This window comes from Butyrivibrio sp. NC2007 (genome assembly GCF_000421405.1).
GTDB lineage: Bacteria > Bacillota > Clostridia > Lachnospirales > Lachnospiraceae > Butyrivibrio.
The window spans coordinates 1-20,809 of record NZ_ATWY01000029.1 but is presented as its reverse complement, the minus strand read 5'-3'; the positions used below and the strand labels follow the sequence as shown (position 1 = coordinate 20,809).

General features: G+C 40.3%; 25 protein-coding genes. 20 read left to right on the top strand and 5 right to left on the bottom strand.

Going from position 1 to position 20,809, the window contains the following annotated elements; genetic code table 11:
* Window positions 1-369: 369 nt before the first annotated feature.
* From G632_RS20590 to G632_RS0116920, 4 genes are all read right to left on the bottom strand, one after another.
* A complete protein-coding gene (locus tag G632_RS20590; protein ID WP_022770722.1) occupies window positions 370-597 on the bottom strand; it encodes a hypothetical protein in 228 nt (75 codons plus the stop codon).
* Window positions 598-732: 135 nt separating this feature from the next.
* Window positions 733-2,070 carry a replication initiation protein gene (locus tag G632_RS0116930; protein WP_022770721.1) on the bottom strand — a complete coding sequence of 446 codons (1,338 nt, stop codon included), beginning with the start codon at window positions 2,068-2,070 and terminating at the stop codon, window positions 733-735.
* A 1,205-nt stretch (window positions 2,071-3,275) separates the two neighbouring features.
* Window positions 3,276-3,683 (bottom strand): hypothetical protein, encoded by a 408-nt coding sequence (locus G632_RS0116925; protein WP_022770720.1) that lies wholly within the window; start codon window positions 3,681-3,683, stop codon window positions 3,276-3,278.
* The gene (locus G632_RS0116920; RefSeq protein WP_022770719.1) at window positions 3,676-4,482 is read right to left on the bottom strand and encodes a ParA family protein; all 807 of its coding nucleotides are present in this window, start codon (window positions 4,480-4,482) and stop codon (window positions 3,676-3,678) included. The genes G632_RS0116925 and G632_RS0116920 overlap by 8 nt, the downstream gene beginning before the upstream one ends.
* A gap of 637 nt (window positions 4,483-5,119) precedes the next feature.
* Between G632_RS0116920 and G632_RS0116915 the strand changes: the two genes are divergently transcribed.
* Complete coding sequence (locus G632_RS0116915) at window positions 5,120-5,383, top strand: hypothetical protein (protein ID WP_022770718.1); 264 nt, start codon at window positions 5,120-5,122, stop codon at window positions 5,381-5,383.
* A gap of 26 nt (window positions 5,384-5,409) precedes the next feature.
* Window positions 5,410-5,724 carry a hypothetical protein gene (locus G632_RS0116910; RefSeq protein ID WP_022770717.1) on the top strand — a complete coding sequence of 105 codons (315 nt, stop codon included), beginning with the start codon at window positions 5,410-5,412 and terminating at the stop codon, window positions 5,722-5,724.
* A 14-nt stretch (window positions 5,725-5,738) separates the two neighbouring features.
* Here G632_RS0116910 and G632_RS21520 read toward each other — a convergent pair whose 3' ends face one another.
* A complete protein-coding gene (locus G632_RS21520) occupies window positions 5,739-6,062 on the bottom strand; it encodes a helix-turn-helix domain-containing protein (RefSeq protein ID WP_022770716.1) in 324 nt (107 codons plus the stop codon).
* A 266-nt stretch (window positions 6,063-6,328) separates the two neighbouring features.
* Between G632_RS21520 and G632_RS21835 the strand changes: the two genes are divergently transcribed.
* From G632_RS21835 to G632_RS20575, 18 genes are all read left to right on the top strand, one after another.
* Window positions 6,329-6,538: a helix-turn-helix domain-containing protein gene (locus G632_RS21835; protein WP_022770715.1), complete on the top strand. Its 210-nt coding sequence runs from the start codon at window positions 6,329-6,331 to the stop codon at window positions 6,536-6,538.
* A 15-nt stretch (window positions 6,539-6,553) separates the two neighbouring features.
* On the top strand, window positions 6,554-6,769 hold the full coding sequence (locus G632_RS0116900; RefSeq protein ID WP_022770714.1) for a hypothetical protein: 216 nt from the start codon (window positions 6,554-6,556) through the stop codon (window positions 6,767-6,769).
* On the top strand, window positions 6,750-7,412 hold the full coding sequence (locus tag G632_RS0116895; protein WP_022770713.1) for a PcfB family protein: 663 nt from the start codon (window positions 6,750-6,752) through the stop codon (window positions 7,410-7,412). Before G632_RS0116900 ends, G632_RS0116895 begins: the two co-directional genes overlap by 20 nt.
* On the top strand, window positions 7,412-9,241 hold the full coding sequence (locus tag G632_RS0116890; protein WP_022770712.1) for a VirD4-like conjugal transfer protein, CD1115 family: 1,830 nt from the start codon (window positions 7,412-7,414) through the stop codon (window positions 9,239-9,241). The genes G632_RS0116895 and G632_RS0116890 overlap by 1 nt, the downstream gene beginning before the upstream one ends.
* Before the next feature lie 50 nt (window positions 9,242-9,291).
* Window positions 9,292-9,513, top strand: coding sequence for a Maff2 family mobile element protein (locus G632_RS0116885; RefSeq protein ID WP_022770711.1), 222 nt, complete (start codon window positions 9,292-9,294; stop codon window positions 9,511-9,513).
* 54 nt (window positions 9,514-9,567) lie between these two features.
* The gene (locus G632_RS0116880; protein WP_022770710.1) at window positions 9,568-10,434 is read left to right on the top strand and encodes a VirB6/TrbL-like conjugal transfer protein, CD1112 family; all 867 of its coding nucleotides are present in this window, start codon (window positions 9,568-9,570) and stop codon (window positions 10,432-10,434) included.
* A 23-nt stretch (window positions 10,435-10,457) separates the two neighbouring features.
* Window positions 10,458-10,958: a PrgI family protein gene (locus G632_RS0116875; protein ID WP_022770709.1), complete on the top strand. Its 501-nt coding sequence runs from the start codon at window positions 10,458-10,460 to the stop codon at window positions 10,956-10,958.
* 9 nt (window positions 10,959-10,967) lie between these two features.
* Window positions 10,968-13,439, top strand: coding sequence for a VirB4-like conjugal transfer ATPase, CD1110 family (locus G632_RS0116870; protein ID WP_022770708.1), 2,472 nt, complete (start codon window positions 10,968-10,970; stop codon window positions 13,437-13,439).
* Window positions 13,432-15,117 (top strand): C40 family peptidase, encoded by a 1,686-nt coding sequence (locus G632_RS0116865; RefSeq protein WP_022770707.1) that lies wholly within the window; start codon window positions 13,432-13,434, stop codon window positions 15,115-15,117. The genes G632_RS0116870 and G632_RS0116865 overlap by 8 nt, the downstream gene beginning before the upstream one ends.
* A 12-nt stretch (window positions 15,118-15,129) precedes the next feature.
* Window positions 15,130-15,408, top strand: coding sequence for a DUF4315 family protein (locus G632_RS20580; RefSeq protein WP_022770706.1), 279 nt, complete (start codon window positions 15,130-15,132; stop codon window positions 15,406-15,408).
* A complete protein-coding gene (locus G632_RS0116855; protein ID WP_022770705.1) occupies window positions 15,405-16,040 on the top strand; it encodes a CD1107 family mobile element protein in 636 nt (211 codons plus the stop codon). The genes G632_RS20580 and G632_RS0116855 overlap by 4 nt, the downstream gene beginning before the upstream one ends.
* Window positions 16,041-16,052: 12 nt before the next feature.
* Window positions 16,053-16,442 (top strand): single-stranded DNA-binding protein, encoded by a 390-nt coding sequence (locus G632_RS0116850; protein ID WP_022770704.1) that lies wholly within the window; start codon window positions 16,053-16,055, stop codon window positions 16,440-16,442.
* Between the two features lie 46 nt (window positions 16,443-16,488).
* Window positions 16,489-16,842, top strand: coding sequence for a hypothetical protein (locus G632_RS0116845; protein ID WP_022770703.1), 354 nt, complete (start codon window positions 16,489-16,491; stop codon window positions 16,840-16,842).
* On the top strand, window positions 16,835-17,410 hold the full coding sequence (locus tag G632_RS0116840) for a hypothetical protein (RefSeq protein ID WP_022770702.1): 576 nt from the start codon (window positions 16,835-16,837) through the stop codon (window positions 17,408-17,410). Before G632_RS0116845 ends, G632_RS0116840 begins: the two co-directional genes overlap by 8 nt.
* A 3-nt stretch (window positions 17,411-17,413) precedes the next feature.
* Window positions 17,414-17,764 (top strand): plasmid mobilization protein, encoded by a 351-nt coding sequence (locus G632_RS0116835; protein ID WP_022770701.1) that lies wholly within the window; start codon window positions 17,414-17,416, stop codon window positions 17,762-17,764.
* Between the two features lie 39 nt (window positions 17,765-17,803).
* Entirely contained in the window at window positions 17,804-19,276 is a 1,473-nt protein-coding gene (locus G632_RS0116830) for a relaxase/mobilization nuclease domain-containing protein (RefSeq protein ID WP_022770700.1), read from the top strand.
* Between the two features lie 274 nt (window positions 19,277-19,550).
* On the top strand, window positions 19,551-19,886 hold the full coding sequence (locus G632_RS0116825) for a hypothetical protein (protein ID WP_022770699.1): 336 nt from the start codon (window positions 19,551-19,553) through the stop codon (window positions 19,884-19,886).
* A gap of 23 nt (window positions 19,887-19,909) precedes the next feature.
* Window positions 19,910-20,614: a DUF434 domain-containing protein gene (locus G632_RS20575; protein WP_035783044.1), complete on the top strand. Its 705-nt coding sequence runs from the start codon at window positions 19,910-19,912 to the stop codon at window positions 20,612-20,614.
* Window positions 20,615-20,809 lie beyond the last annotated feature (195 nt).

Here is a 20,809-nt window from a genome sequence, read left to right as displayed (position 1 = left end):
TCGATACAAGGTTTAAATATCATTCCCTTTTTAGTCACCTTTAAAATACATTCCATGTACAAAAACACCTCAAAAACGCCTTTGATTTCAAATTTTAACTTGTTAAAGCGCGATTTAATATTTGGTTTAATGCCTTATTATAAAAGGGTTGTTACTGTAGCATTTATAGATATCATGTGTTATCCATGGCGTTTCTCTAATCGTTCTTCAGATAGAGCAGGTAAACGGTCATCTCTTCCTTTTTAGTCAACTTTTCCCCGGCCATCAACTGCTATATTATACCCTTTGTTTGGCTGTAAAAAAATAGCAGACCAGAATGATCTGATCTGCCTTCTTTCACACATTTATATCAACACTAGCCTCAATACTTTAGCTGGCTTCCTCGTTCAAATCCCTGCCACAAAAAGGGCAATAATTGATTTTGATTAAGTCTCCAGCTCCCTCACCATTCGAATTGCCGATGTCTACTCTTACCGCGCTGTTGTCACTATCAACTCTCATGTCAAGGAATAGTCCCCCTAGAATGCCTGCATCTATCTTCTTGTTATAGATGCATTCTTCAAGCTTTTCACTTCCAGGAACACAATAATTACACATTGCACACTCCTCCCTTCGACGCAAGCTATCTCGCATTATAGCAAATCGTTAATAAATTATCAACACGTTAAAATTAGTCCTTTTTATCAAAAAATAGACGTTCTAATAGGGTTTCTATTAGAACGTCTTATAGTCTTAAAAGTTCAGTGGTCTGCCGAATTTCCAGTCTGAATAGAACTTTATTACCTCATCAAGAGAATAGATTGAAACAAGCTGCTCTATAGTCAGTCCGTTCTCGACAATCATTGCCTCAAACTCCTGGAAGTCATCATTTTTCTGAATTCTTTCCCAGGCAGCCTTCTGAATATCTCCTGTCCTCTTGCCTTCTTTATACGCTTCCTTAAATTTGACGAATCCTGCGCCTTTTTCTGCATCTCCATTAATTGTAAATGTTTGCGTGTAGCCTTCTTCGATAGCTCTAATAAGAAATCCCATGTAGTTATATACATGTGGCTGCTCATCAGCATAATCGATCGCAGCTATAACTTTCTTGCTGTCGAAATCAGCTTTTACAAGAAGCAGATCAATATCTTCCTTGGTCAACTCGTTATGACCTATAAATTCATCATATAGCGGCGCAAACTGTTCCAGATCGTAAGGGATTTCAAGCTGTCTGTTAAGCTGTTCCCTCTCTATAACCTTGGACTTGGAAATAACAGAAATTGAAGGCTTATTAGGATAGATATGGAAAAGAATCTCTGCTGTTTTCTTGCCATTCTTCAGGCCTTCATACTCAAACCTTATATCGCTCTTTTCTTTGAGTTCCTTCTGAGCAGGTCTAAGGACATTTCTCTGAACCTCGTACCAGGGATCATATTTCTTGCTGTCTTTGGGGAGTTTCGCATAAACAGCATCCCAATCAATATTCTGCCCTTGTCTGGCCATAACCTTAGCAACTATCGGATCATCACCATTTGCAAGGCCAATCATGAATCTGAACTCTGACAGATTGTACTGTACATCTACTCTTCCGTCATTAACATCGGGCTTACTCTTGTAAAGATCCTTCTTTAGTAGCTCATATATACGGAATGAAGAGTTCCTTTCAAAATCAGTCATTACTGACAATTCCAACGTTGTATAGTTCTTCTCCAGTCCTAAGATATGCTCTTTAAGCTCACTGTTAAAGATAATACTAAAGACTCCATCCTTATAGATAGCATTAGGAACTACAGAAAAAGCCTTGAAGTTTCCCTTTCCATCCTCAAGAAACATCGTATGTCCGGTTATTGTCTTCGCAAGATCCTTAAGATCTCTATATATATGTCTGTCATCACTTACTAGTTTTTTGAGTTCTCTCGGATACAGCCGGGCTACTAAAGGATGCTCTTTATCATTCTCATTCACTTCTATTCTGGTTAAAGCAATGGCCATAACCTGGTTTTCAAGAAGTGTCGCCTTATACTTGGCTGAAATCATGTCATTTGATTTTACCAAGCTCAAATTATAAAGCGGCTCATTTGCCTTACTCATCTAATTCCCCCACCAATTACTACGTTCATTAAACCATTTTCTACGTATTTACCCTTGATTTTAGAATAAACCAAGCTCTACGCCGATGTCAACAAAAAGCGTAGCGTTTGGTTTATATTTTACAACCATTTACTACGCTTTTAAAGAATAATCAGTAGTGATTGGATTGATTCTAACCACCAAACTCTACGTAGTTTGTATTCCGGCCTTCTATGCAAAAAACGTAGCTTTTGGTGTATCTTTCAATCCAAAAACTACGTTTATATATCCTTCTTTCTATTTATCTGGAGTATTTGCCACAAAAAACATGCACCATTTTTTACGCTTTTACTTCTAACGAAGATCATCTAAGCCCATCTACGTAATTTTTGGTGTATACATACTTCTGTCTAATAATGCTTCAATCGTGTACTATATCTGGCATCAACGTGATTTTTAATATATTGACCGATATAGTCGATATTCTATTATATTAATCCATTTTCTACGTAGATAGTTCTTATCTGGTTCTGAACACGTAAAAATTGGTACACTCATATTTCCTATACACCAATTTTTACGTAGATTTCTACATAACGCATAAATACTGGATATTCTTCAGTCTAGATTTTGCCCAAAAGTATCCTGAGACACTGTTTTCGAGTCTAAAAACGTAATTTTTGGTGTGCTGATTATACATCCAATTTCTACGTAGATATTTCTCATTAAATATAAGCCCAAATATAGGCTCCTTATGATTCTTAACCGATTTGGTCAATGATTTATACACCAAAAATTACGTTAAAAACACCTATTTTGATCTAAATGCGTAGTTTTTGGTGTATATTCCGAGTTATCCACAACCAATTATTACGTACTTTCGGAATAAGCCTTTCTACTGCCCTTTCCAGGTCATCATTTGTATCCAGACTTTACGTATTTACCTACATTTACGTTATTTATGGGTACAAAAAGCGGTAAGATTGGTGTATGTTTTTTCTGACAATCACCATTCTTACCGCCAATATAATCCATTTTCTACGTTACATGTAACCAACAGCTACGCTCTATTAATCCATTTCTTACTTTCCAAATCGCTACAATTGGCTTAAATACTGGGCTTTCGCAGTCCCTAAACAAACAAATTAATTTTTCTCTGTTGTTGTTTATTAATATATATTTATATAAGCAATCTAAAAACGTAATTATTGGTTGTGGATAAATCCTTAATTAAACAGTACCTGCTTTAAAATGAATTCCAGATACTCAGAAGCATTTGACTGACTCTTTTTTGACATTTCTACAAGCTTTTCATAAGTTTCATCGCTAAGATAGAAACATCTTGTTCTCTTAGTGCGTTCTTTCTTCTCCAGATCCATTGTAAGCTTTAATCCCATTCCTGACAATGCTGGTGTTTCTACAGGATTAGCTTCCTGCTCAACTTTTGGTTCTGTCTTCTTTTCAGGAATCTTCTCTTCTACCTTTTCAGCTTTAGGTGATGGAGCTTTCTTCTCTGCTTCCTCTACAATTTCAGCTTTCTTTGGAGTCTCTTTTGCAGGCTGTTTCTTGATATTTACTGGTTTTGTGTTACCAAACATTCCAAGTGCATCGTTTTTCTGTGTGTGCTTAGCCATTGATTACCTCCAATACTTCTTTTGTGAAATTAACATAGTCTACAGCTGCGTTACTTGCTTTAAAGTTTTCAAAAAGTGATCTGTTTGCCACTATAAGGTTGCCGTCTTCATCAACGGAATCTCTGATTGCCTGGGCTTTCTTAACATCCTGGCTGATACGGATCTGTGTATCGAATGCTTTAAATCCTCTTGCTTCGCCCACTTCCGGAAGAGCTTCTTTTATTCCTACATCCAGACCATTTCTTGCGTCATATGAAGTCATCAGGACACCATAGATTTTGAGGTTTTCATTTAAAAGATCAATTACTTCGTTTATTGTCTCAATAAGAAGTCCAAGACCATCTATAGCATATTGCTCTGCTTTTATAGGAATAATGCAGCCATCAGCGGCTGTAAGAGCATTTATCATATAGATTCCAAGGTTTGGCGGTGTATCCATGATGATGAAATCGTAATCATCTTCCAGTTCTTTTAACCGGCTCTTAAGAATCCTCTCTCTGGCTTTTTGTGAATTAAAGTAGTTCTCTTCTGTTGCCAGAAGGCCATCTCCTGCGATTATGTCTCCTAAAGGAGTTGTCTGAATAGCTTCTTTTGCAGTACAGTCCTTCTTCAACAGATCTACTATGGTGTTCTCATCTTCTATTACAGCTCCATAGGTGCTGGTTGAGTTATGCTGTGGGTCAAGATCTATGAACAGTACCTTATAGTTGAAGTGTCTTAATGCATCTGCAAGGTTTACTGCTGTTGTGGTTTTACCTACTCCGCCCTTTTGATTTGCTACTGCTATCTTTATTGCCATTTAATCCTCCTGCACTAATAGATAATCTAATAGAATATCTATTGCAATATATAATTGGATGCCTAATGCAAAATACATTACAAATATATATTGTATTGTGTAATATAATAAATTCTCAAATCTAATATATAATAGAATAACACATTATAATATAAAATACAAATAGTAATTCAAATATAAAATGCAATACATATTGTAAATAGAAATATAAAATGTATAAGATAATATATTGTAGGATATAATATAAAATAGATTAGATAATATAATAGATATATTAATATACAGAAATATTAGATAATAAATTAGAATACATATTAGAACAACTAATATATTATAATATTAGACATGCTAATAGAAACTATAATAGAATTTTATTACAAATATCTAATAGAAGTCTATTAGATATCTATTAGCAAGTCTATTAGAGACATGTAATTTGAATAGAGGATAAATAATCTAAACAATTATTCTATTAGAAAATCTAATAGAGATACATTGGATTGACAGAAGAGAATAAACGCAATATATTAAAAATGCATTTTAAATTATATTTTATAAGTTTAAAGGTATAAAAACAGTATTAAAGCACACTTTCATATAATTTTAATTCATCTATTCCAGAATGAGAGGTGCGAATATGCAATTTGATGCGAAAGAAGACTTTAAACAGAATCTACATAAGGTCAAAAAGAATTGCCATTTTGACCGTAGGTACATAGTAGAGCTTAAGGCTGAAATATTCATAGCTGCAGCCATGAGTATCAAGAGAAGAACAATTCTTAAGGTGATTGATGAGATAGGGTTCGACGAACCTGTTAGATCAGTTCTGGTGAACTATGTAGGAGAAGTAGAAGAGTGTAAAGAAGATAACAGGTTGTTAGAGATGGCCCAGGGAAACTGAATGATAAGTATTGTGACGGAGGGAATATGAAGGCATTAAAGATAATACTTTTGATTCTGTATTTACCAATCTACATAATCATAAAATTCCTGGATATGGTCGGGGAATTCTGGATTTTATTCTTCGGTTATATAATTGGAGGAGCGATGGCCCTTATCACGATTCTAGGGTTTGTATTTTGGTTTGCTCAAGTAGGAACATTTAAGGTTGCACTGATATCCATGGGAATCTCATCGGTTATATTTGTCCTCTATAAACTACTTGTTATGCTATTTGTCTATTTGGTAGAAGTAAACGAAGACATAATACAATTTCTGACAAAAGATATTGCGCCAGTGTGAGCTGGCGCATCTTTTTATTTCTCTTCAGAATCTTTAGACTCTGTACCGTAAGTGAAGAGCGCAAAGTCCAGACATTGTCTTAAAAATTGTTTGCCCTCTTCTGAAAGAGTAGCCATCTTGGTTGTAAATTCATCTGATTCATAACCTATAAGCTGCGGAACAGTAACATTCAAAGCTTTCGCAAAGCCCTGTATCTTTGAGTAGGGAAGATCAACAGTACCTTGCTCTATGTGGGCAATCATGGTGTTGGCTGAATAGCCAACTTTCTGTGCCAGATCCGCCTGTCTGAGGCCCTGTTCACGTCTAAGTCTAGCAATATTCTCGTAAAGAACGTCCATAATAATATCTCCAAAATATGAATTAAAATTATATATAAGCAATGAGAATTATAGCACAAAAAAGAAACAAAAACGATTAAGTTTGTTTAATTTGCGCGATTTTAGAGAACTTTTAGAAAATTGAATATAAACATTATATATTGCGTTGAAACTTATACAGTATAACTTTTGTTAATATTTTTGTTGACAAATCAAAACAAAGGAAATATATTATTGACTCGGAAAGATGAATGTAAATTATATGATATAAGTTTGGTTGGTATATAATGCTAGATTATGAAAAGCTTCATGAAGCTATCAGGAATTCCGGTATCAAATTCGGAGAGATAGCAAATGCCTGTGGAATGAGCAGGCACAGCCTATACAAAAAAGTGAACGGAGAACGGGCATTTAAGTTTGCAGAGTATGAACTGCTATGCAGATGCCTTGGAGTAGAAATAGGGGAATTTGTAATAAACGAGTCGGATTTAACGTGAGAGTGGGGGTAAGAGATGAGCGTTGGAGATCAGATCTGGAGAAATGAACTAATCAACAAAATTGAGTCTGAAATAATGTATCGGCTTCTGGAAAAGAAAGAATCCATAGAAGAGATAAGAACAAGGATCAAATCGCTTAATCTGGCTAATGAACAAAGAAAGCATATTTTATCGTTCATAGAAGACCTGGAAAAGTGGAGGCGTGCTAGAAATGACAGAGGAAGATGCTAAAAGGGTTAGCGCTATAGGCGCAAAAACAACAATTCATGTCGCAGTTAAATTAGGTAAAAAGGGGCTTAAGATTGGCGGTAAAGCAGCAGCTTTTTTGATAGGGCAGGCCTATAACAAGTTTCACAACCGTACAAGAGTTTATGAGGGTCCAAAAGCGCTCAAGAAGTTTTTGAAGTTCGATAAAAATCACTCCGGACCTATAGGAAAGCTGGATGTAAATCAGACAGATTTCAAAGAGTTCTCACGTACCTGCAAAAAGAACGGTGTGGACTTTGCCATAGTTAAGGATTCAGTAGATCCGAACACAATGCATTTCTTTTTCTCTGGGAAAAATGCAGAGGTAATGAGCCATCTGTTTGAGGATTATGTGAAGGACAAATATCAGCAGGATGTGAAGAATGAGCTGCTTGGTAACCAGACAGAAAAGGAAACAGAGAGAAATGCTGAGCGTGAAGCAGAAAAGGATGTAACTGCAGGCGAAAAGAAGCCGGCAAAAGCAACAGAAGCTAAGACAAAAGAAGCCTTAGGTATAAAAGAGCGATTAAAGCTCTATGAAGAACATGCAAATACAGTAAACAAAGAAATCAACTCGCATATCGACATAGATGTTAAGGAGTTGGAGCCAATGGAGCGTACCAAGTAATGGACAAGAGCAAGTTATATAAACTGATCCCTTATGCAGCTGCATTCTACTTTATGGATAAGTTTGGCTACATCTATCGGGTTGCAGAAGGAAACAACGCTTCGGACAAGATAACAAATATTGACTACGGCAATTTGTTCGGCTGGCCAATATTGTCCTTTAACCTCTGGGATCTGTTATGGGGCCTCGTGGGATGTGCATTCTTGTTCCTATATATCTGGTACAAGGATTCGACCAGAAAGAAGATGAGACCAGGCGAAGAATATGGAAATGCAAGGATCGGAACAGCTGCAGATATAAAGCCATTCGTAAATCCAAAGTTTAGAGAGAACTGTATCCTTTCAAAAACAGAGTTCCTGACGATGGAAGAAAAGGTTAAGCCCTGGTATATGGGCAGAAATAAGAATGCTATATTCTACGGAGGCTCTGGTGCTGGTAAGACATTTAGTATGTTGCTACCCAATCTCTTACAGTTCCATTCAAGCTACGTGGTAGTTGATCCCAAAGGAACGCTGCTTGATAGCTGCGGGAGCCTCATTACAAAGATGGGATATAAGATAAAGGTCTTTAACACAATAGATTTTGATAAATCTATGGGTTATAACCCGTTCGCTTATATAAAAAAAGAGACTGATATCCAGAAAATGGTATCAACACTCATGGAAAATACTAAAGAGCCTGATGAAAAGGGACAGGACCCTTTCTGGCCCAAGGCAGAGAAACTTCTCTATAACGCAATCATAGGATATATCTGCGAAAGAGAAGTCACTGATGCCAGAAACATGATCACAATGTTGGACCTTATAGCCAAGATCAAGGTAACAGATCCGGTACCTGTCAAGAAAACAAGGATCAACGATAAGGGTGAGGAAGAAGAATATACCTCAATGGAAGCTGAAAAATGCGCTGTAGACATCCTGTTCGAGGAACATGAAGAGGAAAATGGTGAAACCTATTCCGTGAGGCAATATAAGAAGTTCCTTATAGGTGCTGGCAAGACCAAAAGGAGCATTCTGGCTTCTGTAGGAGCAAGATTATCACCCTTTGATATAGATACTGTTAGGGAAAAGATGGAATTTGATGAGCTTGAGCTGGATAAGATCGGTGATGAGAAGACCATTGTGTTTTTCATCATAGATGACTCAGATACCACATTTAACTTCCTTGTATCGATGGCGCTATCACAGATGTTTAATACGCTGAAAACTAAGGCGGATCTTAGTGGAGGACATCTCAAGTACCATGTCAGAGTCTTGTGGGATGAGACCTATAACACAGGGCAGGTCCCAAAGCTTGAGCATCTTATATCACAGCTTCGTTCAAGAGGAATTTCCATGTGGATGTTCTTCCAGGCAAAGAATCAGCTTATAGACCTTTATGGAGATAAAAAGGCGGAGAACATTGAAGCCTCTTGTGACGTTAAGGGATTCCTTGGAGGTAATGAGTTTACTTCCTGGAAAGACTGGTCAGATCTTTTGGGCCAGGAGACTATAGATGTTTTGGGGCAATCTGATACCTACGGCCAGACGCGAAGCAGCGGTAACAGCTATAGGAAGGCTGGGAAAAAGCTTATGAGTGTTGAAGATATAGGTAACATGCCGGGAAACAAGCTGCTCGTAAAGCTCAGGGGAGTACCGCCGTTTTATTCGGATAAATATGACACTTCCAAGCATCCGCTCTATAAATTCACAGCTGATGCTGATGATAAGAACAGCTTTAATCTCGAGGATTATCTTGAAAACTACAGAATGGGCTTTTTGTGCGAAGACACTGAGTATGAAACAACAGTCATAGACCTTTCTGATGAAAGTGAAAGTAAAGCAGGATAAATACAGCCACAGGCTTTATTTATAAAAAACACTGAAAAAGGAGGAGAATCATGGAGTTCTTTACAACAGGAGTAGGTTTGCTCCAGACAATTGTGACACTTTTGGGGGCAGCGACAATTATAGGAGGCCTGATAGAAGTAGGTAAGTCCCAGGCTGATAATAACCCGGCTGTAAGAGCAACTGGTATTGCCATGTTCATCGGTGGTGCAATCATCATCGCTGTAGGACAGGTACTTGTACCAAAGCTTTCTGGAATGATCACATTAACTTAATAACATGCAAGGAAAGGGCTGAATTAAGCCCTTTTCTTAAAGGGAAAAAACAAAATGGAATGGCTAAGTAACTATTTTCAAGCTATGTTTTTAGAAATGCTTAAGGGGGCGGCCAATGACTTTTTTGAAGCGTTATCAGGTCTGACTGGCGATGTCAGAGGTCTAATTGATGTCAATCCCGGAACATATGATGCAACGCTTTTTACAATGATACGAAGAATATCTGATACAGCTATAGTGCCAGTTGCATGCCTTATTCTCTGTTATCTGATGACCATCAATTTCATCAAGATCATCGAGGATAAGAACACATACAAAGATATGACATTTATGCCTGTGTTCAAGTGGATCCTGTATACCACGATCGGAATCGTACTTGTGACAAAGACCTATGACATTGTCCTTGCGATATTCGATGTTGTTGGATGGATACTGGCAAAGGCAGGCGCGATCATAACTCTGACAGAAGCAGATATCAATCTTCAGGACAAACTAAATGACCTGGTTGATCTGGTAGATCCTACAGACATAGGAAAAGTCCTGGGTATGACTATTCAGCTTATGATGTGCAAAGTTCTTGTCAGCATTGTTGCTGTGCTGTGCAAAGTGGCTATGTATTTCAGGATAATCAGTATCCTTGTATATTCTTCCGCAGCAGCAATACCTATGGCAACACTTATGGATCAGGGACAGAACCAGACTGGACAGAACTATTTAAAGAATCTGGCATCATTGGGACTTCAAGGCTTTTTTACGCTGATCATCATTGCGATTTTTGAAGTGCTGATCTCAGAACTGGCTACAAGGACCGATCTGACCATAAGCACCATGGCGTGGAGCACTCTTATGTACACATTGGCGCTTTGTATGGGACTCTTTTCAACAAAGAAGGTCGCAGATGTCACTCTTGGCGCCCATTAAGCGATTTAGGAGGAAAAGGATAGATGGCATATACAGAGAATCATTGTGACCTGAACAAGATCAAGGATAAGCCGATTTCCGGTTTTACCATCAGGCAGGTTGTATGCTTCGCAATTGTAATTCTGATTGATGCGCCAGTTTACGTTTTATGTCTGAAAAGCGGAATGGACAACACATTTGCATGCCTTATCATCTGCCTGATCAGTATTCCGATCTTTTTCGGCGGAACCTACGAGGATGTGCATGGGAGATATGTGGAGAAGCTTATCCGAGACAAGATACGTCTGGTGTTCCTAACACAGTCAAACAGGCCTTTTTCAACGGATAACAGATATACGGCGATAAAGAAGCAGATTCTGCTTGAGGAGAAGTATAAGGGCTTTGTTCGAAAGGCGGCCGTGAAAAAAGCATTTAAAGCCAAAAAGAGAGAAGAAAAGTCTTTAAGGCATAAATCTAAGGCTAATAACAAAATAAGGCTGTTTAGAGCAAATAAAGAGCAAAAAGACAATAGTATAACAGCCTGAGGTGGATTCATGGGAAAACAGAAAGAAAATAAAAAACTGATCATAAAGGGTACAGATGGAAAAATCTCCAAAGAAGATGCCAAAAAGCTGGAGAGAGCCATAAGGAAAGCTCAGAAAGAAGGAAAGTTTCCTCTGACTGCGCAGGGCACCATTCCCTATAAGGCGATGTACCGCAATGGGATGTGCCAGCATGATGGATACAGCTTTTCCAAGACCATTGCTTTTGAAGATATCAATTATGAGCTCAAAGACAATGAAGACAAAAAGACTGTATTTTCCAAGCTTTCTGACCTTTATAACTATTTTACCGAGGATACCCATGTTGAAATGACCTACATGAATACGAGGATAACCCCGGAAGAAATAAGAAAAGCACTATATATCCTTGGACAGGATGACGGCTACGATGAGCTCAGGGATGAGCTTTCTGAGATCCTTCTGGACAAGGAGAGAAAAGGCAACAAGGGAATAAAAAAGAACAGGTACCTGACTTACGTTATTGAAGAGAAGGACCCTGAGCTGGCTGCCAAGAAGATGAAGGATGTAGACAGCGCAGTACAGGAGAATTTCAAAAAGGCAGGACTTAAAGCCAGAAGTCATGTTCTTAATGGGACTGAGCGATTAAAAGTCCTGCACTCAGCTATGCATCCGGAAGGAGATGATAAGTTCCGCTTTAACTGGAACCTTCTGTCAAAGGATGGTCTTAATACCAAGGATTTCATAGCACCTATATCCTTCAGATTCCCTGTAAATGGCAGGTATTTCAGGATGGGAGATGTTTTTGGAAACGTGTCCCTGCTTTCGCTGGATTGCCCCTTGGTGGATGATAGGATGATCACAGATATCCTGAACATTGAAACACCAATAATTGTCAGTATTCACCTGGATCCTATCGACAGGGTAAAGGCAAAGAAATACATCGAAAAGAGGAATATGCAGCTGAACTCTTCCAAGATCAAGGAGCAGAAGCATGCCTCTAACGAAGGTTATGACATCGATATCCTTCCACCGGAGCTTACTGCAAACGGCGAGGACACTGCCAAAATGCTCAAAGAGATTAACTCAAGCAATGAGAATCTCTTTAACATGACAATACTCATAACATGCTTTGCCCAGTCGCCAAAAGAGCTGACGGCAGTATGGAAGAGTGTTGAGAAGATAGCAAATAAGCAGTCTTGTCAGCTGATTCTTCTGAGGGACCAGCAGGAACAGGGCTTTGTATCTACGCTACCCCTGGGAATCAACAAGATTGAGATTCAGAGAACCATTATGACAAGCCAGCTTGCCATGCTGAATCCGTTTACAGCAGTAAAGATATTTATGCCAAATTCGCCGTATTATGGTATAAACCCGCTGACAAAAGAGCTGATCCTGGCAGACAGGACAGCACTTAAGAATCCCAATGGCCTGTATCTGGGTGTCCCGGGAGGTGGTAAGTCTTTTGCCGGAAAGCGTGAAAAGCTGATGTATTTCCTTAACTATGATTCCTGCGACATTATGGTCATCGACCCGGAAGATGAGTATCAGGGCATGGTTGAGCTGATTGGCGGGCAGGTGGTGGATTTCTCAGCATCTTCAATGCAGCACATAAATCCAATGGATATCAACTTTGATGTCGGATATAAGGATGAGGACCCAATAGCAATGAAGAGCCAGTTCCTACTCTCAATCGCAGAGCAGGTGGCAAGTCAGAAGATAAACGGAATAAGAGCTGGCCTGGAAGGTGATGAGGTCAGTATCGTAGATGAGATTGCCAAGAATATGTACGAGGAGCTTCAGGAGAAGTATTGGTATGGCATGAAAAGAAATCCCACAGCGGAGGAAATGCCTACGCTAAGCGACTTCTACGAGGCGCTCAGGAAGCATCCAAACCCCAAAGCGCAGAGAATTGCTGATTGTTTCCAGATATACATTACAGGTACGCTGAATGTTTTCAATCATCATACGGACATAGACCTTAACAACAGAGTGGTCTGCTTTAACATAAAGCGTCTTACTGCAAATCTGAGGGAGGTAGCACTTGTCATCTTGATAAATTTCATATGGACCAGAGTCTCTTTTAACAGAGATCAGAAGAAAAAGACTCTACTGGACATAGACGAATTTCACTTGATGCTGCGCGACCCCCAGACAGCCATATACTTTGTGGAATTTTGGAAGCGATTCAGAAAGTGGGGAGGTGTTCCGACCGGCCTGACACAAAACGTTACTGACCTGTTGAAGTCGTCACAGATCGAGCAGATCTTTTCAAATTCCGAATTCATATACATGTTGCCTCAATCAAAGCGAGATAAGGATATTCTGGCGGAAGCCCTGTCTATCTCGGATGAAGAGCTGGACTATGTTACCCAGACTGATTCAGGAGAAGGTCTCATGAGGTTTGGAACGATGATAATCCCGTTTAAGGATGAGTTCCCCAAGGGCAAGATCTATGACGTGCTTACGACCAGACCTGATGAAATGAAGGTGGTAAATGGCTGAGTTCAAAAGTGGCAGCGCACCCACGAATTCCGGGGCAAAATTCCGTGCTGCAAAAATGGGAAACGCAAAAGAGTTTGTGGCAGAAAAGACTTTAGAAGCAGGGAAGATTGCTGCTAAAGGAGGAGTAAAAGCTACCATCAAGCTTAAAAGGGCGAAGCTTGCCACTGTTAAGTTCGCTGCAAAGGAGAGTGCCAGAGACTCTTATGGAGATAGCAATGGTTCGTTTATTGTGGATTCCGAAACGTCCATGCAAAAAGCTATATCCAGGCAGCTGCATAAACAAAAGGCGAAGGCGGTAAGGGCCCAGAGATACACCACCAAGGAATTTGAAAAGGAATACAAGAAAGCTCTTGAGACTGGAGACACCAAATCCCTGGAGAAATGGTTCCAAAAGGGAGACAGGCACTTTAAGGTGTCTGATGTAATAAGTAAAGATAAGCCCCTTGATTCCCATAAGGCATACAAAGAGTTCCGTAAAAAAGCCAATCAGAGGAAGTTTTCCAGGAAGATATTTGAGCAAAAACATAAAACGCTTAATAAAGCTGGGCAGACGGCCAAAAAGCAGGGTAAAAACCTTGCTTCAAAGGCTGGGAATATGCTTAAGAGCCTAGCTAAAGAAATTGCAAAACGACCGCATCTTCTCTTGATTGGCGGGGCGGTCTTTATAGTCGTTCTTGTTACGAACATGATTCTGAATCTATTTTCCATGGTGTTTACATCCGGTGAGACGTCAGGTCTTGCAACAACGTATCTGGCGGAGGATTTGGATATATATGCCGCAGAGGATTACTACAAGGGAAGAGAGGATGAGCTGCGGGATTGGGTTGCAAACATTGAAACCACCTATCCCGGATATGATGAGTATGACTACTCTGATGTGGCATCAATAGAGCACAATCCCTATGCGATAGCAACGTATTTAAATGCGCTCCTTCATGAGCCGTTTACTGCAGGCGCTGTAACAGGTTATGAAGATACATTCTTTGAAACCCAGTATCACTGGTACACAACTGATGAATGGGTTGAGAGAGAAGAGCCAAAATACGATGAACACGGCGTTTATATAGGCACTGAGACTGTAAATGTGCATATTCTGCATGTCCATGTGAAGAACCAGGGAGAAGTAAAGACGGCGTATGCGCTTCTTGATAGCCAGGGTGATGAAAGGTTTTCAGTACAGCTTGGAGTAAAGGGCCATAAGGCGTATCTGTGGGATGGGTATAATGCCGACGATTCAGAAGGCATGAGCAGAGGCTCCAGGAATACTTACAAGGTTCCTGCGAATATCCTTAGTGATGATCCGGCTTTCGCTTCTTTGTACTCCCTTGCAGACAGTCTCATAGATACCCCGTATGTCTGGGGAGGAACCACGCCTGATGGATTTGATTGCTCAGGCTTTGTCTACTACGTGTATAACACTTCCGGATACGCATCAATGCCGAGACTAACGGCACAGGAATTGTATAACCACTGCGATCCGATATCGGCAGATGAGGTAAAACCTGGGGATCTTGTGTTTTTATCAGGAACATATGCATCCGGTAATCCTGTCACTCACGTGTGCATATACGTTGGGAATTACATGGTAATAAACTGTGGTAGCCCTGTAAAATACTGCAACATCACTACGGGATGGTGGAGACGACATTTTTATAGCTACGGCAGATATAGAGCTTAAGGAGGAGAGTAGATGGATAAGGTTATGGAGAAGATTGCTGTTGATATCGAGAAAGAGCTTGAGAAAAAGAAAGCACTGGAAGAAAAGCTTAAAGCCTGTAACGACAGGATAAGGAGCCTAGAGAACAAGAGGCTGGAAGCTGAAAATGCCCAGATGGTTTCAAGTATAAGGGCTTTGAATATTTCCCCGGAAGAGCTGGGAGCTCTTTTGGCCAGTATAAAGTCAGGGAAGCCTGTCTCAGAACCTGTAAAGGCACCTCAGAAAGAAGAGTTGGAGGAAAAAGCAGTATGAAGAAAGTAGTTAAGACATTAGCCCTGATGGGGCTTTTGATAAACATGTTTACTGTGCCTGTACTGGCACAGGGAGATCCGGTTGAAACGGAAGGCGAACAGACACTTCCGGAGAACCCTGAAATAGAACCGGCGCAAGAGGATGATCACACTCCACTATCATATGACGGAACTGGTACTGTGATAGATAATGTCCTGAACGGCTCAAAACAGTTCTACACAATCGCAACTGATGCCGGAAACGTGTTCTACCTCATTGTTGATCTGGATAAGGAAAACAATAACGTATATTTCCTTGATACAACCAAGGAGAGAGATCTCTTAGCTCTTGCAGAAAAGGCAGAGGAAGAAGACGGGACAGTCCAGATAAAGGAAGAAGAGACTCCTCTTGTAGAAGAGCCAAAAGAGCCGGAAGCTACTCCGGAACCGGAGCCTGAACAGCCCAAGAAGTCAGGTAATGCATCTCTTATTGTTATCTTTATTCTCATAGGACTGGCTGGAGTTGGAGTAATCTTCTATTACTGGGTTTATAAGCCAAAGAAGGACCAGGAAGAAGCAGAGGAATTTGAGGAAGCATATCAGTTTGAGGATGAGCAGGAAACATCCTATGACGATACAAATGCATTCGACTAAGGAGGAGAAGCCATGAACAAAGTTGAACTAATGGGAAGGCTCACAAAGGATCCTGATGTTAAGCCTGCCCAGGACAATTCGACATCCGTAACCAGGTATACACTTGCGGTTGACAGGAGAAGATCCAAGAAGACAGAAGAGGAACAGACAGCTGATTTTATAGGCATTGTTGCTTTCGGGCCTTCCGCAGATTTTGCCGGAAAGTATTTCAAAAAGGGAATGAAAGTGGCTGTTGTAGGTCGCATACAGACTGGCAGCTATACCAACAAGGATGGTGTGCGGGTGTACACGACAGATGTTGTTGCAGAAGATCAGGAATTTGCAGATAGCAAGGGCTCAGGATCATCAGAAGCAGAGGAAACATTCTCTATGCCGGACGATGAAAATCTGCCATTCAAGTAAAGATAAGGCCAGGGCATTGCCCTGGCTTTCATAAAAAGAGGACAGCATGATCAGCACAATACATACAAACGAAAAGTTCAAACAGGAGCTGTGTTTTGATGAGTTCAATCTGATAGTGACAGCAATAAAGCTCGACAAAAACAGTCGCTATAAAAGAATAATCCGTTTCTCGCATGTGGTCCGAGATAAAGAGACTAAAAAGATGACGGATACCATCAGGACATGTCTGTTTTTTGATGATTACATGGCTATCAGAGACATGTATATAAGGCTTCTGTATGATGAGCCTTGGCTAAATTATTGCCTGGATAAAATGGAGTCTTTTACAGACCAGATGCTGGAGCGGGATACAAAGTTTTATGAGGAGCTGGATTTGAAGAAAGGGCAAAAGAATGAGTGAGAAAAACGAAAATATGGCCCCGGATTCAAAGAAAAACTCATCCCCGGGTGAATTTATGAACATAGCAAAATACGCTTCAAAAAAGGGCGTAGATGTTCATATCATAAACGGATACATAAGTGCCCATAGAGATGAATTTAAGGGGCATATAGCAAAGGATAAGAACGCTGCAGCGCTAGATTCCTATGCCAGAGAAAAGATGGATGCTTACCTTCAAAACAGACCCGATAAAGGTCCCAGATTTCACAGATTCGACAGAAAGGAAGAGGAGATGACGATGAAGCCAGATGTAAAAGAAGAGACGATTTACTCGGACACGGAACAGGGCGTAGATGTTCCTGATACCCATGATGGTTATGACGACAGAGACAGTATTTCGAGCTCTAAGCCAAGCAGAAATATTCATAAAGGTGTTGTAGGTAAAGCTAAGCATTACAAGGTGGCAAAACAGAAAAACAGTATTGAAAAAGAGCTCGAGAGAATAGAGAAGAGACTTGATGATTTGAAGGAGTCAATAAGGCTTGATATAAAGGCTCTTGAAATGGATTCGCCTGACAGGGAGAAGTGATGAATGGAGAACTATACCAGACAGCGTCCACATCAAATTAAACTATGGGTTTCGGACGAAGAGCTTCGACTGATCCGCGAGAAAAAACAGCTGGCGAACATCAGGAATACAGGTGCATATCTGAGGAAAATGGCTATTGATGGTTACGTGATAAACGTAGATATTACAGGGATAAGTGAGACTATAAGGCTCCTTAGATATTCCTCAAACAACCTAAATCAGATTGCCAGACATGCCAATGAAACCGGCGGCGTTTATAAGAACGATCTGGAAGAAATACAGAAGAATTACAAGGAGCTGTGGGGCTCTTTAAAAGAAATCCTGAGACAGGTAAACATGATAACAAAATCGTGATGGCGGGCTACAAATGCCTGCCATTTTTTGGAGAAAAACATGGCAACAACAAGACTAATTCCCATGCATGCGCATAGCGGAACATCATTAACAACATCACTTGGTCTGAGGACTGATTATGCAAAAAATCCTGATAAGACGGAAGAGGGGAAATACATAAGTTCCTACCGCTGTGATCAGGAAACTGTTACCGAAGAATTTACTTTTGTCAGGCAGATTTACGACAGAGATCATGGCAAAATTGGAGCTAAATCTGATGTGATTGCATATCAGATTCGTCAGGCTTTTGCCCCGGGAGAGATATCTCCGGAACAGGCTAATAAGCTTGGATATGACCTGGCCATGAGGTTCACCAAGGGCAATTATCAGTTCATTGTGGCAACGCATACAGACAAAAAACATATCCATAATCACATTATTTTCAACTCGGTTTCTATGGATTCCAGGAAGAAATTTCGAAACTTCTGGGGCTCGAGTTTTGCTCTCAGGAAGGTCAATGACATCATCTGTCTGGAGAATAATCTGTCAGTCATAAAGAATCCAAAGCATGGCAATAACACCTATGGCAAGTGGCTCGGTGATCATAAGAAACCTTCACATCGCGACTATATCAGGACCGCTATCGACGATGCGTTAAAAGAAAAACCGGCGTCATTTAAGGCACTGGTTGAACTGCTAAAAACAAAATACAACATCGATGTTGATGAGTCCGGAAAGCATACAAAACTAAAGTGCGAGGGGCAGAAAACTTTTGCCAGAATAGGTTCTTTGGGCGCAGGTTACACTCGTGAAGATATAGAAAAAAGGATCCGTGGCGAAGCTGTTCCTGTGATAAAAGGAAAAGATAATCAGTACGAAGAACTGGCTGGAAGACGCATCAAAACCATTAATCCTGACATGTTGTCAAGGGATGAAAAGCTTAGCCTTTTGATCGATGTTCAGAAGAAGATCCAGGAAGGAAAAGGCTCCGGATATGAACGCTGGGCAAAGCAATTCAACCTGAAACAGACCGCCAAGACCTTAAGTTTTCTGTCAGATATGGACGTGAATTCTTATGATGATCTGAAGAGTGTTCACAAAAAACTCTTTGATACTTACGAATCATTGAGGCTGAAAATCAAAGGCATGGACGAACGAATGGAAAAGATAAAAGAGCTCCAGGGCGCCATCATAACTTACATACAGACTAATGATTCCTATCAGAAATATAAGAAGTCAGGATATAGTAAAAAGGTTAAAGAAGAGCTCCTGAAAGACATCATGGATCACGAGGAAGCCAGAAAACATTTCAAAGAATATGAGGGTGGTAAGCTTCCAACCATCAAGGAATTAAAGGCTGAATATGCAGAGCTGAAAGTTAAAAAATCTGAGCTTTACAAGGATTATCAAAAAGCCAGAAGAGATTATACAGAAATTGCCGTAGCGAGAAAAAATATTGATATAATCTTAGATAGAGACCATGACGGAGTTCATGATTTCCTTGAAAAAGATGAGCGGGAGCGCAGTAAATAATCCTGCTTGGTGAACAGAAATCAGTACTTAGCCCGGAAGGGCGTTGCTTCAAATTTGGAAAATTTGAATGGGGTATTAGGGGCTTCCCCTAACAAGCATTTTTGCAAAATTCCGACCATTCGGAAATTTGGAAAAAGTGTAACCGGGTACCCGGTTGCATTGCTTGCCAAAAACGTGAACCAGGGTGCATAGGCACCCTGTCCGGTTCACTCTTTGCCATATCTGGCATACCCACAACGTAGTTGCAGCCTTGAGTTAGGGCGGAAAGAAGAACATGAAATATTTTGTGACAAATGATCAAAGAACAAGTACGGCTTATCATGAGTTTTTCAAAGGCCGATGGGATGAAAAGTCTTTTTGGCGTAAGGAGTCCATATATCTTTTTGACGACGAGCTTGTGAATCACAAGGGCTTTTACCATGCTTTGTGTCAAGCCGTGCCCGGCTATGACCCATATGAAATGGTTGAGGTTACCAAAGAAAACTGGAAGGCTGTAAGAGAATGCATTCCAGAGGATGACACTGAAAGCATTGAGCTCTATGAAGAAGCTGATGCCTGGGCAAAAGAAGCGTTTAAGGAGCTTACCTGCTTCACAATCCTGGGGCTATGAGATGGGAAAACGGAGGCAAGTCAATGAACGCTAAGAGGGGTTATGTTCCGGAGGATGATAAGAACTTTGCACCGGAAGCCATTGAGAAAATGAGACATGCCTCACGGCATGTCTGCTATCTGATTAACGAAGGTTATGACCTTAAACAGGCATCAACTTTTGTTGGAAACCATTATGTCTTATCAGATCGTCAGCGGATGGCTATAGTGCGTAGCGTTGCTACAGAAGAACAGCTCGCGACTCGAAAAGCTAAGGAGGTTCATTCGTTGTCAGGAGCTGAAGTTTGGATTGATGGTTTCAATACCATAATCACTTTGGAAGTTATGCTCAGTGATTCTATTTTATTTGATTGCATGGATGGAACCATCCGTGATCTGGCAGCGCTTCGTGGTACCTACAGGATCATTCCGGAAACGGAAGAAGCGGTCAGGATTATGCTTGATGTTTTGGAGCAGATGAATGTGGCATCGGTTCACATTCTTCTTGATAAGCCTGTTTCTAATTCCGGGCGGCTGAAAGCTCTCATAGCGGAAGTTGGTGAGAACAAATCTTTTAATCTGGACATCCAGGTGCTGGATGAAGTGGACAAGATGTTGTGGGAAAAGGATTATGTAATTTCATCAGATTCCATAATACTTGATCATTGCAGAAGCTGGGTGAATCTGGCGAAAAACTGTGTAGAAACACATAATGCAAAGACGATTTGCGTCTGGGAGAAAAGAATTTAAAAAAGCTATGATGGATAGATTTTGAAGACTCTCGTGCTGGATTAAGCAATCCGTATCGAGAGTTTTTTCTATGCCACATATTGTGTCTGGGAATTGGTTATGTTACTATTCACAGCCAAATAATGAGTGTTGAGCGACTCTGCAATTGTCAAAATGATGATTGCAGAGTTTTTCTATGTGTGTCATTCTTAATAA

Bases quoted from the DNA above. Each gene is read 5' to 3' on its own strand.
- G632_RS0116845 (WP_022770703.1), top strand. From the start codon at position 16,489: ATGATCAGCACAATACATACAAACGAAAAGTTCAAACAGGAGCTGTGT.
- G632_RS20575 (WP_035783044.1), top strand. From the start codon at position 19,910: ATGAACGCTAAGAGGGGTTATGTTCCGGAGGATGATAAGAACTTTGCA.
- G632_RS0116855 (WP_022770705.1), top strand. From the start codon at position 15,405: ATGAAGAAAGTAGTTAAGACATTAGCCCTGATGGGGCTTTTGATAAAC.
- G632_RS0116930 (WP_022770721.1), bottom strand. From the start codon at position 2,070: ATGAGTAAGGCAAATGAGCCGCTTTATAATTTGAGCTTGGTAAAATCA.
- G632_RS0116900 (WP_022770714.1), top strand. From the start codon at position 6,554: ATGAGCGTTGGAGATCAGATCTGGAGAAATGAACTAATCAACAAAATT.
- G632_RS0116885 (WP_022770711.1), top strand. From the start codon at position 9,292: ATGGAGTTCTTTACAACAGGAGTAGGTTTGCTCCAGACAATTGTGACA.
- G632_RS20590 (WP_022770722.1), bottom strand. From the start codon at position 597: ATGTGTAATTATTGTGTTCCTGGAAGTGAAAAGCTTGAAGAATGCATC.
- G632_RS0116920 (WP_022770719.1), bottom strand. From the start codon at position 4,482: ATGGCAATAAAGATAGCAGTAGCAAATCAAAAGGGCGGAGTAGGTAAA.
- G632_RS0116880 (WP_022770710.1), top strand. From the start codon at position 9,568: ATGGAATGGCTAAGTAACTATTTTCAAGCTATGTTTTTAGAAATGCTT.
- G632_RS0116865 (WP_022770707.1), top strand. From the start codon at position 13,432: ATGGCTGAGTTCAAAAGTGGCAGCGCACCCACGAATTCCGGGGCAAAA.
- G632_RS0116910 (WP_022770717.1), top strand. From the start codon at position 5,410: ATGAAGGCATTAAAGATAATACTTTTGATTCTGTATTTACCAATCTAC.
- G632_RS0116825 (WP_022770699.1), top strand. From the start codon at position 19,551: ATGAAATATTTTGTGACAAATGATCAAAGAACAAGTACGGCTTATCAT.
- G632_RS0116925 (WP_022770720.1), bottom strand. From the start codon at position 3,683: ATGGCTAAGCACACACAGAAAAACGATGCACTTGGAATGTTTGGTAAC.
- G632_RS0116875 (WP_022770709.1), top strand. From the start codon at position 10,458: ATGGCATATACAGAGAATCATTGTGACCTGAACAAGATCAAGGATAAG.
- G632_RS0116870 (WP_022770708.1), top strand. From the start codon at position 10,968: ATGGGAAAACAGAAAGAAAATAAAAAACTGATCATAAAGGGTACAGAT.
- G632_RS0116915 (WP_022770718.1), top strand. From the start codon at position 5,120: ATGCAATTTGATGCGAAAGAAGACTTTAAACAGAATCTACATAAGGTC.
- G632_RS21520 (WP_022770716.1), bottom strand. From the start codon at position 6,062: ATGGACGTTCTTTACGAGAATATTGCTAGACTTAGACGTGAACAGGGC.
- G632_RS0116830 (WP_022770700.1), top strand. From the start codon at position 17,804: ATGGCAACAACAAGACTAATTCCCATGCATGCGCATAGCGGAACATCA.
- G632_RS0116890 (WP_022770712.1), top strand. From the start codon at position 7,412: ATGGACAAGAGCAAGTTATATAAACTGATCCCTTATGCAGCTGCATTC.
- G632_RS0116835 (WP_022770701.1), top strand. From the start codon at position 17,414: ATGGAGAACTATACCAGACAGCGTCCACATCAAATTAAACTATGGGTT.
- G632_RS21835 (WP_022770715.1), top strand. From the start codon at position 6,329: ATGCTAGATTATGAAAAGCTTCATGAAGCTATCAGGAATTCCGGTATC.
- G632_RS0116850 (WP_022770704.1), top strand. From the start codon at position 16,053: ATGAACAAAGTTGAACTAATGGGAAGGCTCACAAAGGATCCTGATGTT.
- G632_RS0116895 (WP_022770713.1), top strand. From the start codon at position 6,750: ATGACAGAGGAAGATGCTAAAAGGGTTAGCGCTATAGGCGCAAAAACA.
- G632_RS20580 (WP_022770706.1), top strand. From the start codon at position 15,130: ATGGATAAGGTTATGGAGAAGATTGCTGTTGATATCGAGAAAGAGCTT.
- G632_RS0116840 (WP_022770702.1), top strand. From the start codon at position 16,835: ATGAGTGAGAAAAACGAAAATATGGCCCCGGATTCAAAGAAAAACTCA.